Annotated in this window: 9 protein-coding genes and 2 pseudogenes; 9 read left to right on the forward strand and 2 right to left on the reverse strand. The window is 55.2% G+C overall.

The window, feature by feature from the left end; translation table 11 throughout:
• Both gppA and rhlB read right to left on the reverse strand, forming a co-directional pair.
• On the reverse strand, nt 1-1491 hold the full coding sequence (gene gppA / locus GM30_RS01220; protein ID WP_049847161.1) for a guanosine-5'-triphosphate,3'-diphosphate diphosphatase: 1491 nt from the start codon (nt 1489-1491) through the stop codon (nt 1-3).
• A gap of 5 nt (nt 1492-1496) precedes the next feature.
• Nucleotides 1497-2762, reverse strand: a complete 1266-nt coding sequence (gene rhlB / locus GM30_RS01225) for an ATP-dependent RNA helicase RhlB (RefSeq protein ID WP_049847162.1) — start codon at nt 2760-2762, stop codon at nt 1497-1499.
• 151 nt (nt 2763-2913) lie between these two features.
• Here rhlB and trxA point away from each other — a divergent pair, with 151 nt between their 5' ends.
• From trxA to rffC, 9 genes and pseudogenes are all read left to right on the forward strand, one after another.
• Nucleotides 2914-3243, forward strand: a complete 330-nt coding sequence (gene trxA / locus GM30_RS01230; RefSeq protein ID WP_049847163.1) for a thioredoxin TrxA — start codon at nt 2914-2916, stop codon at nt 3241-3243.
• A gap of 333 nt (nt 3244-3576) precedes the next feature.
• Nucleotides 3577-4836: a transcription termination factor Rho gene (gene rho / locus GM30_RS01235; protein ID WP_038160391.1), complete on the forward strand. Its 1260-nt coding sequence runs from the start codon at nt 3577-3579 to the stop codon at nt 4834-4836.
• A 237-nt stretch (nt 4837-5073) separates the two neighbouring features.
• Nucleotides 5074-6177, forward strand: a complete 1104-nt coding sequence (gene wecA, locus GM30_RS01240; protein ID WP_038160480.1) for a UDP-N-acetylglucosamine--undecaprenyl-phosphate N-acetylglucosaminephosphotransferase — start codon at nt 5074-5076, stop codon at nt 6175-6177.
• 13 nt (nt 6178-6190) lie between these two features.
• Nucleotides 6191-7237, forward strand: coding sequence for an ECA polysaccharide chain length modulation protein (wzzE, locus tag GM30_RS01245; protein ID WP_049847164.1), 1047 nt, complete (start codon nt 6191-6193; stop codon nt 7235-7237).
• A gap of 58 nt (nt 7238-7295) precedes the next feature.
• On the forward strand, nt 7296-8426 hold the full coding sequence (gene wecB, locus GM30_RS01250) for a non-hydrolyzing UDP-N-acetylglucosamine 2-epimerase (RefSeq protein WP_049847165.1): 1131 nt from the start codon (nt 7296-7298) through the stop codon (nt 8424-8426).
• Nucleotides 8423-9644: pseudogene (gene wecC, locus GM30_RS01255) on the forward strand (UDP-N-acetyl-D-mannosamine dehydrogenase). Before wecB ends, wecC begins: the two are co-directional and overlap by 4 nt.
• A complete protein-coding gene (gene rffG, locus GM30_RS01260; RefSeq protein WP_049847233.1) occupies nt 9641-10708 on the forward strand; it encodes a dTDP-glucose 4,6-dehydratase in 1068 nt (355 codons plus the stop codon). The pseudogene wecC and the gene rffG overlap by 4 nt, the downstream one beginning before the upstream one ends.
• Before the next feature lie 18 nt (nt 10709-10726).
• Complete coding sequence (gene rfbA, locus GM30_RS01265) at nt 10727-11608, forward strand: glucose-1-phosphate thymidylyltransferase RfbA (RefSeq protein ID WP_049847166.1); 882 nt, start codon at nt 10727-10729, stop codon at nt 11606-11608.
• A pseudogene (rffC, locus tag GM30_RS01270) lies at nt 11586-12201 on the forward strand (dTDP-4-amino-4,6-dideoxy-D-galactose acyltransferase). The gene rfbA and the pseudogene rffC overlap by 23 nt, the downstream one beginning before the upstream one ends.

Here is a 12201-nt window from a genome sequence, read left to right on the forward strand (position 1 = left end):
TTATTTCACTTCAAGCGGCCAGTGGACGTAGCTCTGCCACTGGCACTCCTGCACAACCATTTCCGCGCCGAGCGGATGATCCGCCTGCCAGTGTTCTGGCAGCGTGAGCGTCAGTTGCTCGCCGTGGGCATGTAGCGTAATTTCCGGCAGCAGATCGTCACGGCGTCGGCTGGCAAACAGAATGGCCAGCCGCAGCAGACGGCACAAGTGCTCCGCCACGCGCGGGGGAACCGCGTTTTGTTGATGCAGGGACGGCAGATCCACCGGGTTAGTCTGATTCAGTACCAGCGTCGCCAGCAGTTTTTTCTGCGCGGGGGTGAAACCCGGCAAATCCAGATTGCGCACCAGATACGCGGCGTGCTGCGGCGACTGTTTGAAATCCACGCTGAGGCCGATCTCATGTAACTGACAGGCGCTCAGCAACAGCTCGCGGCTAATTGGCTCAAGATCCCAGTGCGCTTCCACGTCGCTGGCAAACCGTGCGGCCAGTTTCGCCACGCGCTGTGCCTGTTCGGTATCCACCAGAAAACGGCGCTGAATCGTGCGCAATGTGCGGCTGCGAATATCCTGATCCACCGCCAGATGCAGCATGCCGTACACCAGACCTTCACGCAGCGCGCCACCCGCCAGGGTCATGCACTGAATATCCAGTTCGGTAAAAATGGCGATGAGAATCGCCAGGCCGCTGGGGAAAACCAGCGCACGCTCCAGCGTCAGCCCTTCGATTTCAAGTTCTTCCAGACGTCCGCACTGAATGGCGCGCTGCTTCAGCTGTTGTAGTTTCGGCAGCGTGATGCGCTCATCCATACCCTGCGCCATCATGATTTCCTGCAGCGCCTGTACCGTACCTGACGCGCCAACGCAGACTTTCCAGCCGTGGTAGCGCAGGTTATCGGCGACCGGGCGCAGCACATCACGCGCTGCGCGTTCGGCATCATCAAAGTGTTCTTGTGCCAGATTACGGTCGGTGAAATAGCGTTCAAGCCAGGTGACGCAGCCCATCGACAGGCTGAATAGCGAGGTCGCCTGCGCGCCCGTACCCGTGACTAACTCTGTGCTGGCACCACCGATATCCACGACCAGACGACGATCGTCGCCGCCGGTGGTGTGCGCCACGCCCTGATAGATCAAACGCGCTTCTTCTTCACCACTGATCACCTGGATCGGGCAACCGAGGATCGCTTGCGCTTTGGCGATGAAATCGCTGGCGTTAATGGCCAGGCGGAGGGTGGCGGTAGCAACAACACGGATTTGGGTGGGTGGGATGTCCTGCAGGCGTTCAGAAAAGAGCCGCAAACACTGCCAGCCACGTTCCATGGCCTCCGCAGAGAGACGGTTATCACTGTTCAGACCCGCCGCAAGGCGAACTTTACGTTTGATGCGGGTCAGGGTCTGAATGCTGCCCTCCACCTCGCGCACGACCAGCATATGAAAACTATTAGAACCGAGATCAATAGCCGCATAAAGCGAGTGCGAGGTAGAGCTGAGCATATTTTTTAACCTGAACGACGACGGTTACGCGGTGCGCCCGAACGGCGCGGTCCATTACCCTGACGCGTACGGGTCAGGCGCAGCGGCTTTGGTAAGTCCGTCATCAGCGCGTCCGAGTTGTATTTACTGACCGGGATCGAGTGACCGATATAGGTTTCAATCGCCGGCAGATTCAGCGCGTACTCTTCACAGGCCAGACTGATGGAGTGACCGCTTGCGCCCGCGCGACCAGTACGGCCGATACGGTGAACGTAGTCTTCGCAGTCATCTGGTAAATCGTAATTGAACACGTGCGTTACGGCTGGAATATGCAGACCGCGCGCGGCAACGTCGGTGGCAACCAGAATATCGAGATCGCCACGGGTAAATTCATCAAGAATGCGCAGGCGTTTTTTCTGCGCCACGTCGCCGGTCAGCAGACCCACGCGATGGCCGTCTGCCGCCAGATGGCCCCAGATATCTTCGCAACGGTGTTTGGTGTTGGCGAAAATAATGGTGCGATCCGGCCACTCTTCTTCCAGCAGCGTTTGCAGCAAACGCATTTTTTCGTCGTTGGAAGGATAGAACAGCTCTTCTTTAATACGGTGCCCGGTTTTTTGTTCCGGTTCGACTTCGACGTACTCAGCGTTGTTCATTTGTTCAAACGCCAGTTCGCGTACGCGGTAAGACAGGGTTGCGGAAAACAGCATATTCAGACGCTGATTCGCAGGCGGCATACGGCGGAACAGCCAGCGAATATCTTTGATAAAGCCCAGATCGTACATGCGATCGGCTTCATCCAGCACAACGACCTGAATCGCGCCAAGATTGACGTGGTTCTGCTTGGTGTAATCAATGAGACGGCCGGTGGTGCCAATCAGGATATCGACACCGCTTTCCAGCACTTTCAGCTGTTTGTCGTAGCCGTCGCCACCGTAAGCCAGCCCCAGCTTCAGGCCCGTTGCGTTCGCCAGCGGCTCTGCATCGGCATGAATCTGCACCGCCAGCTCGCGCGTCGGTGCCATGATCAGCGCACGCGGTTGGTTAACCTGGCGGTTTTCTGGCACGGGGTGAGAGAGAAGATAATGAAACGTTGACGTAAGAAACGCCATCGTTTTGCCGGTACCGGTTTGCGCCTGCCCGGCAACGTCACGACCCGCCAGCGTCAGCGGCAGTGCGAGCGCCTGAATGGGCGTACAATTATGAAACCCTTTAGTTTCAAGGGCTTCAATCACCATTGGGTGCAGGGCGAAGTCGGAAAACTTCTGTTCTGTTAAATGTGTTTTGCTCATAGTGTGGTAGAATATCAGCTTACTATTGCATTAAGAAAGCGTATCCGGTGAAATAACGTCAACCTTTTAGTTGGCTAAAGCAACATCAACGGGTCGTTGATTGTTGATAATGCTACACCAACGCACCAGGCTTATTCCTGCGGAGTTAAATATGAGCGATAAAATTATTCACCTGACTGACGACAGTTTTGACACGGACGTACTCAAGGCTGAGGGGCTGACCCTCGTCGATTTCTGGGCAGAGTGGTGTGGTCCGTGCAAAATGATCGCCCCGATTCTGGATGAGATCGCTACTGAGTATGAAGGCAAGCTGACCGTGGCTAAACTGAACATTGATCAGAACCCGGCAACGGCGCCGAAATACGGTATCCGCGGCATCCCGACGCTGCTGCTGTTTAAAGGTGGCGACGTCATCGCGACCAAAGTGGGCGCCCTGTCCAAAGGTCAGCTGAAAGAGTTCCTGGACGCCAACCAGGCGTAACCCCTTTCGGTTCAGGCGTCCGGTATTCCTAATTAATGTGGAACGCTGGACGCCTGCCTTCAGTCGTGCTAAGTTAGTTTTGACTTCGTTTTAAACATACCTTTTGTTTGAATCTTGTTTTACCCGACGCTTCCCGTAGTCAATACGCGTGAGGCGGACAGATTCCGGGCTTGTCACTCATTCCGTCATGTCGTTTCAGTTCTGCGTTTTTTTCCTGTAACCAGGCAGCGTACAGACGTGAGTTGATGGCCGTAAACAGGCATGGATGACCCTGCCATACCATTCACAACATTAAGTTCGAGATTTACCCCGAGTTTAAGAACCCACACCATTATGAATCTTACCGAATTAAAGAATACGCCGGTTTCTGAGCTGATTACTCTCGGCGAAAATATGGGGCTGGAAAACCTGGCTCGTATGCGCAAGCAGGACATTATTTTTGCCATCCTGAAGCAGCACGCGAAGAGTGGCGAAGATATTTTTGGCGACGGTGTGCTGGAGATACTTCAGGATGGATTTGGATTCCTCCGCTCCGCAGACAGCTCCTACCTCGCCGGCCCTGATGACATCTACGTATCTCCCAGCCAAATCCGCCGTTTCAACCTCCGCACTGGTGACACCATCTCCGGTAAGATTCGTCCTCCGAAAGAGGGTGAGCGTTACTTTGCGCTGTTGAAAGTTAACGAAGTAAACTACGACAAGCCGGAAAACGCGCGTAATAAGATTCTGTTCGAAAACTTAACTCCGCTGCACGCGAATTCCCGCCTGCGTATGGAGCGTGGTAACGGCTCAACTGAAGATTTAACGGCTCGCGTTCTGGATCTGGCATCGCCGATCGGTCGCGGCCAGCGTGGTCTGATCGTCGCACCGCCGAAAGCCGGTAAAACCATGCTGCTGCAGAACATTGCGCAGAGCATTGCGTACAACCATCCTGACTGTGTGCTGATGGTGCTGCTGATTGACGAACGTCCGGAAGAAGTGACCGAAATGCAGCGCCTGGTGAAAGGCGAAGTGGTGGCGTCCACGTTTGACGAACCGGCTTCCCGTCACGTTCAGGTTGCGGAAATGGTTATCGAGAAAGCGAAACGTCTGGTTGAACATAAGAAAGACGTTATCATTCTGCTCGACTCCATCACCCGTCTGGCGCGCGCCTACAACACCGTCGTACCGGCGTCCGGTAAAGTGCTGACCGGTGGTGTGGATGCCAACGCCCTGCACCGTCCGAAGCGTTTCTTCGGTGCGGCACGTAACGTGGAAGAGGGCGGCAGCCTGACCATCATCGCTACGGCGCTTATCGATACCGGCTCCAAAATGGACGAAGTTATCTACGAAGAGTTTAAAGGCACCGGTAACATGGAACTGCACCTCTCTCGTAAGATCGCTGAAAAACGCGTCTTCCCGGCCATTGACTACAACCGTTCTGGTACGCGTAAAGAAGAGCTGCTCACCACTTCGGAAGAGCTGCAGAAAATGTGGATCCTGCGTAAGATCATTCACCCGATGGGCGAAATCGACGCGATGGAATTCCTCATTAATAAGCTGGCGATGACCAAAACCAACGACGATTTCTTCGACATGATGAAACGCTCGTAATTCGCGCTGAACGAAAAACGCCACGCCTCGCGTGGCGTTTTTGTTTTTAAGGGACATACTTCAGTGGAAACTAACACAAATATGCGGATGAGAACCATTTGTCCTGATCAGTGATATAAGGCCAATTTTTTTGTATAAAAAACAGTCTGATTCGTTGAATCTCATCCGACTTCCTCTTCTGATGAGGGGCCATCATAGGTATACTTTCGCCATTACTATTTGCTGAGAGCATTTATTGTGAATTTGCTGACTGCAGGTGCTGATCTGATCAGTATTTTTTTATTCACAACCCTGTTCCTTTTTTTTGCACGCAAGGTAGCTAAAAAGGTCGGTTTAGTGGATAAACCAAACTTCCGAAAGCGTCACCAGGGGCTTATTCCGTTGGTGGGGGGAATTTCGGTTTATGCTGGTCTGTGTTTTACGTTTGGGATCGTTAACTACTACATTCCCCATGCCGCACTCTATCTGATGTGCGCGGGTGCGCTGGTGCTGGTTGGCGCACTGGACGATCGCTTTGACATCAGCGTCAAAATTCGTGCAACGGTGCAGGCCGCTGTCGGCGTCGTGATGATGGTCTTTGGCAAGCTCTACCTGAGCAGCCTGGGCTATATCTTCGGCTCCTGGGAGCTGGTGCTCGGGCCATTCGGTTTCTTCCTCACCCTGTTCGCGGTCTGGGCTGCTATCAACGCCTTCAACATGGTCGATGGGATTGACGGTCTGCTGGGCGGGTTATCCTGCGTGTCGTTTGCTGCCATGGGGATGATTCTCTGGTTCGACGGACAACAAAGCCTGGCGATGTGGTGCTTTGCGATGATCGCCGCCATTCTGCCTTACATCATGTTGAACCTCGGTATTCTTGGTCGTCGCTATAAAGTCTTTATGGGCGATGCGGGTAGTACGCTGATTGGTTTCACGGTCATCTGGATCCTGATGGAGACCACCCAGGGTAAAACCCATCCGATAAGCCCTGTCACCGCACTGTGGATTATTGCTATCCCATTGATGGACATGGTGGCTATTATGTACCGCCGTCTGCGTAAAGGGATGAGTCCATTCTCACCTGATCGCCAGCATATTCATCATTTGATCATGCGTGCCGGTTTTACTTCCCGTCAGGCTTTTGTACTGATTACGCTTTCAGCAGCGCTGCTGGCATCAATTGGTGTAATTGCAGAATATACTCATATCGTTCCTGAATGGGTCATGTTGGTATTATTCTTGCTAGCCTTTTTCCTGTACGGTTACTGCATTAAGCGTGCCTGGAAAGTGGCGCGTTTCATTAAACGTCTGAAGCGCAGGATGCGCAGGAACAGTGATAACAATCCTAATTTAACCAAGTAAAGCTGGGGAAGTGATGACTCAACCATTACCAGGAGCACAGTCAGTCGGCGCGGAGAATGAACTGGATGTTCGCGGTCTGTTTCGTACGCTATGGATGGGGAAGTTCTGGATTGTAGGGATTGCGCTACTCTTTGCGGTGATTGCGCTGGGTTATACCTTCTTTGCCCGCCAGGAGTGGAGCGCGACGGCCATTACCGATCGCCCCACCGTGAACATGTTGGGCGGCTATTACTCTCAGCAGCAGTTTTTACGCAATCTGGACGTCAAAGCCGATATGGCCTCAGCCGATCAGCCGTCGGTGATGGATGACGCCTACAAAGAGTTCATCATGCAGCTCGCCTCATGGGACACCCGCCGTGAGTTCTGGTATCAGACCGACTACTACAAGCAGCGGATGGTGGGGAATTCCCGCGCGGACGCGGCACTGCTTGATGACCTTATCGATGATATCCAGTTTATGCCTGGCGACGCGCTGCGCAGTATCAGCGACAGCGTTAAACTGACGGCGGAAACCGCGGCGGATGCCAACAACCTGCTGCGCCAGTACGTGGCTTTTGCCAGTCAGCGTGCGGCGGGCCATCTGAACGAAGAACTGAAAGGCGCATGGGCCGCCAGAACCATTCAGATGAAGGCGCAGGTGAAACGTCAGGAAGAGGTGGCGCAGTCCATTTTCGACCGTAAAACGCACAGTGTTGAAGAAGCGCTGAAAGTGGCGCAGCAGAACAACATTTCCCGCAGCGAGACCGATGTCCCTGCCGAGCAATTACCCGACTCTGAGCTATTTTTACTGGGGCGCCCGATGCTACAGGCGCGTCTGGAAAATCTTCGCGCAGTAGGACCGGATTTTGACCTTGATTATGACCAGAACCGTGCCATGCTGACGACGCTGAACGTCGGGCCGACGCTGGACCCGCGTTTTCAGACCTATCGGTATTTAAGAACACCAGAAGAGCCCGTGAAACGTGATAGCCCGCGTCGCGCTTTCCTGATGGTGATGTGGGGAATTGTAGGTGCACTTATCGGTGCAGGCGTGGCATTGACGCGACGTCGTATTCAGTGAATACACCTTGTGTGATGAGGATCGGTCGGTCCTCATCATCTTATCGAAGAGAATCGACGTGAAAGTACTTACTGTGTTTGGCACCCGGCCGGAGGCGATCAAGATGGCGCCTCTGGTCCATGCGTTGGCCAGGGATCCTCACTTCGAGGCAAAAGTGTGCGTAACCGCACAGCACCGTGAAATGCTTGATCAGGTGTTGTCCCTCTTTTCCATCGTACCGGATTACGATCTCAATATTATGAGCCCAGGACAGGGGCTTACCGACATCACCTGCCGTATCCTGCAAGGGTTACGGCCGGTACTTGAAGCATTCAAACCCGACGTAGTGCTGGTGCATGGCGACACCACCACCACGGTCGCTGCCAGCCTGGCCGCGTTTTATCAGCGCATCCCCGTCGGCCATGTTGAAGCCGGTTTACGTACCGGCGATCTCTACTCCCCCTGGCCGGAAGAGGCCAACCGCACGCTGACCGGTCACCTGGCGGTCTGGCACTTCGCGCCAACGGAAAATTCCCGGCAGAATCTGCTGCGTGAAAACCTGCAGGACAAGCGGATTTTCGTCACCGGCAATACAGTGATTGACGCCCTGTTCTGGGTGCGCGACCGCGTATTGACGGACGAATCGCTGCACGCCGGGCTGTCGGAACAATACCCTTTCCTCGACGCCAGCAAAAAACTGATTCTGGTCACCGGCCACCGCAGAGAGAGCTTTGGTCGTGGTTTCGAGCAGATTTGCCACGCGCTGGCGGAGATCGCCGCGCAGAATCCGGATGTGCAAATCGTCTATCCGGTGCATCTCAACCCGAACGTCAGCGAGCCGGTGAACCGTATTCTCGGTCACATCGATAACGTTATGCTTATCGAGCCGCAGGATTATCTGCCCTTTGTCTGGCTGATGAATCGCGCGTGGTTGATCCTGACCGATTCCGGCGGCATTCAGGAAGAGGCGCCGTCGCTCGGAAAACCGGTGCTGGTGATGCGTGAAATGACAGAACGCCCCGAGGCGGTGGAAGCCGGAACGGTACGCCTGGTCGGCACCGATCGTCAGCGCATTGTGGAAGAGGTCACGCGCTTGCTGCGTGATGAAGACGAGTACGAGGCGATGAGTCGCGCCCACAACCCGTACGGGGACGGGCAAGCCTGCAGCCGCATTTTGACAGCACTTAAAAATAATCAGGTAACGCTATGAGTTTTTCTACCATTTCTGTGATTGGTCTTGGCTACATCGGTCTACCGACGGCGGCAGCGTTTGCCTCCCGCCAAAAAAAAGTGGTGGGGGTTGATATCAATCAGCATGCGGTAGACACCATCAACCGTGGGGAAATTCATATTGTCGAGCCTGAACTGGGCGACGTGGTGAAAGCCGCCGTCGCGCAGCAGTTTTTACGGGCGACCACCACGCCGGAAACCGCCGATGCGTACCTGATTGCCGTGCCGACGCCGTTCAAAGGCGAGCATGAGCCGGACATGGTGTATGTCGAAGCGGCGGCGAAATCAATCGCGCCGGTGCTGAAGAAAGGCGCGCTGGTGATCCTCGAATCCACCTCGCCGGTGGGCGCAACTGAGCAGATGGCGCAATGGCTGGCGGACGCTCGCCCGGATTTAACCTTCCCGCAGCAGGCGGGAGAACAGGCCGACGTTAACATCGCCTACTGCCCGGAGCGCGTGCTGCCAGGTCAGGTGATGGTCGAACTGATTAAAAACGATCGCGTGATTGGCGGTATGACGCCGGTTTGCTCCGCGCGCGCCAGCGAGCTGTACAACATTTTCCTTGAAGGGGAGTGTGTGGTCACTAACGCCCGCACCGCCGAAATGTGCAAGCTGACGGAAAACAGCTTCCGCGACGTCAACATCGCGTTTGCGAACGAACTGTCGCTGATTTGCGCCGATCAAGGCATTAACGTCTGGGAACTGATTCGTCTGGCGAATCGCCACCCGCGCGTCAATATTTTGCAGCCGGGGCCAGGCGTTGGTGGCCACTGTATCGCGGTCGATCCGTGGTTTATCGTTGCGCAGAACCCGGAGCAGTCGCGTCTTATCCGTACTGCCCGTGAAGTGAACGATCACAAACCTCACTGGGTCATTAATCAGGTGAAAGCGGCGGTAGCCGATTGCCTCNTTCGGACTGGCCTTTAAGCCCAACATTGACGATCTTCGCGAAAGCCCGGCGATGGAAATCACCCAGTTGATTGCCCAGTGGCACAGTGGTGAAACGCTGGCGGTGGAACCAAACATTCATCAGTTACCGAAAAAACTGGCAGGGCTTTGCCGTCTCGCCACGCTGGATGAGGCGCTGAATGACGCCGATGTACTGGTGATGCTGGTGGATCACAACCCGTTTAAAGCGCGGAGCGCAGAGAGTATTCAGCAGCAGTACATTGTTGATACCAAAGGAGTATGGCGTTGAAAAAGATTCTGGTTACCGGTGGTGCCGGGTTTATTGGTTCGGCCGTTGTTCGCCATATCATCAATGAAACGTCAGACAGCGTGGTGGTGGTGGATAAGCTCACCTATGCCGGAAACCTGGCCTCGCTGGCACCGGTGGCGGCAGATCCGCGCTTTGCCTTCGAACAGGTGGATATCTGCGACCGTGGCGAACTGGATCGCGTGTTTGCGACGCATCAGCCGGATCTGGTGATGCACCTGGCCGCTGAAAGCCATGTCGATCGCTCCATTGACGGCCCGGCGGCGTTTATTGAAACCAACGTCGTGGGTACCTATACGCTGCTGGAAGCCGCCCGCCAGTACTGGAATGCGTTACCGGAGACGAAGAAATCCGCGTTTCGCTTTCATCACATCTCCACCGATGAGGTGTATGGCGATCTGCATGGCAGCGATGATTTCTTTACCGAAACCACACCGTACGCGCCGAGCAGCCCTTATTCCGCCTCGAAAGCGGGCAGCGATCATCTGGTTCGCGCATGGCTGCGCACCTATGGACTGCCGACGCTGGTGACCAACTGTTCGAATAACTACGGCCCTTACCACTTCCCGGAAAAACTGATCCCGCTGACTATTCTCAACGCGCTGGCGGGCAAACCGCTGCCGGTTTACGGCAACGGGCAGCAGGTGCGCGACTGGCTGTTTGTCGAAGACCATGCCAGAGCGCTTTATCTTGTTGTCACAACAGGTAAAATCGGGGAAACCTATAACATTGGCGGCCATAACGAACGCAAAAATCTGCAGGTAGTTGAAACGGTGTGTGATTTGCTGGAAGAACTCGCGCCGCAGAAACCACAGGGCATCGACCGCTATCGCTCGCTCATTACGTTTGTCACCGACCGTCCTGGACACGATCTGCGCTACGCCATTGATGCGGCGAAAATCGCCCGTGAGCTGGGCTGGACGCCGCGTGAAACCTTCGAAAGCGGCATGCGAAAAACCGTTCAGTGGTATCTCAGCAACGAAAGCTGGTGGCGGCAGGTACAGGATGGCAGTTATCAGGGCGAGCGTCTCGGACTCAAAGGCTAACGCCGGGAGAGGATATCGATGAAAGGCATAATTCTGGCGGGTGGTTCCGGTACGCGGCTGCATCCGATTACCCGCGGCGTGTCGAAGCAGTTGTTACCGATCTACGACAAGCCGATGATTTACTACCCGCTTTCAGTGTTAATGCTGGCCGGGATCCGCGAAATTCTGATCATTACCACGCCGGAAGATAAGCACTATTTTCAACGGCTGCTGGGCGACGGTTCGGAGTTCGGTATCGAACTGCATTATGCCGAACAGCCGAGCCCGGACGGACTGGCGCAGGCGTTCATCATCGGTGAAACCTTCCTCAACGGTGAACCGTCCTGTCTGGTGTTGGGAGACAACATCTTCTTCGGCATGGGTTTCAGCCCGAAACTGCGCAAAGTCGCGGCGCAGAAGGAAGGGGCGACGGTCTTTGGCTATCAGGTAATGGATCCTGAGCGTTTTGGCGTCGTGGAGTTTGACGACAACTTCAATGCCATTTCGCTGGAAGAAAAACCGAAGCAGCCGAAATCCAGGTGGGCGGTCACCGGCCTCTATTTCTATGACAGCAACGTCGTCGAGTATGCCAAACGCGTGAAGCCATCAGAACGTGGCGAACTGGAAATCACTTCTATTAACCAGATGTATCTGGACGAGGGCAAGCTGACGGTTGAACTCCTTGGCCGTGGTTTTGCCTGGCTCGATACCGGCACCCATGACAGCCTGATCGAAGCCAGCACCTTCGTGCAGACCGTCGAAAAACGTCAGGGCTTCAAAATCGCCTGTCTGGAAGAGATTGCCTGGCGCAACGGCTGGCTGGACGACGACGCGTTAAAACGCTCTGCCACGCAGCTGGCGAAAACCGGTTACGGTCAGTATCTGCTGGAGATCATCCGTGCTCGTCCGCGCCAGTATTGAACCCCTGATGTGGGAAAACCAGTTTTTCGGCGTGAAGAGCGCGATTCTGCGTTTCACGGAAGACGCCCCTGTGCTGAAGCCAGAGCGGCTGGTGGGCTGGTGGCGGGTACAGGCAAAAATTCCGGCGCAGCGCACCGATCTGCTGGATGCGTTACAGCAGCTTGATTTCCGGCTGGTGGAGGGCGAAGTGGATCTCGCTCTGCCCGTCGTCGAGGTGACCGACCCACAGGCACAGATTGCTGTTGATGCGGATATCCCCACACTTCGCGAGCAGGCGGCGCAGGCGTTTGCCCAAAGCCGTTTTCGCGCGCCCTGGTATGCGCCGGACGCCAGCGGGCGTTTCTACGCGCAGTGGATTGAAAATGCCGTGAAAGGCGTTTTTGATCACCAGTGCCTGGTGTTCCGTACGCCAGGCGGTGATATTCGCGCATTTGTGTCGCTGCGTCAGTTGAACGAGACCGACGCGCGTATCGGGCTGCTGGCTGGGCGCGGGGCGGCGGGTGGCGACCCAAATGGGCAACACCGCCGCGCTTAAACGTTACATTCAAAGCGGTGCCTGCACTGAGAGCACCGCTTACTGGCTATACAGGTGA

Origin of the sequence: Trabulsiella odontotermitis (assembly GCF_001188485.1) — a bacterium.
In the GTDB taxonomy this organism is placed as follows: domain Bacteria; phylum Pseudomonadota; class Gammaproteobacteria; order Enterobacterales; family Enterobacteriaceae; genus Trabulsiella; species Trabulsiella odontotermitis_A.

Coding starts and splice junctions, on each gene's coding strand:
- gppA (WP_049847161.1), bottom strand. CDS start 1,491: ATGCTCAGCTCTACCTCGCACTCGCTTTATGCGGCTATTGATCTCGGT.
- rhlB (WP_049847162.1), bottom strand. CDS start 2,762: ATGAGCAAAACACATTTAACAGAACAGAAGTTTTCCGACTTCGCCCTG.
- trxA (WP_049847163.1), top strand. CDS start 2,914: ATGAGCGATAAAATTATTCACCTGACTGACGACAGTTTTGACACGGAC.
- rho (WP_038160391.1), top strand. CDS start 3,577: ATGAATCTTACCGAATTAAAGAATACGCCGGTTTCTGAGCTGATTACT.
- wzzE (WP_049847164.1), top strand. CDS start 6,191: ATGACTCAACCATTACCAGGAGCACAGTCAGTCGGCGCGGAGAATGAA.
- rfbA (WP_049847166.1), top strand. CDS start 10,727: ATGAAAGGCATAATTCTGGCGGGTGGTTCCGGTACGCGGCTGCATCCG.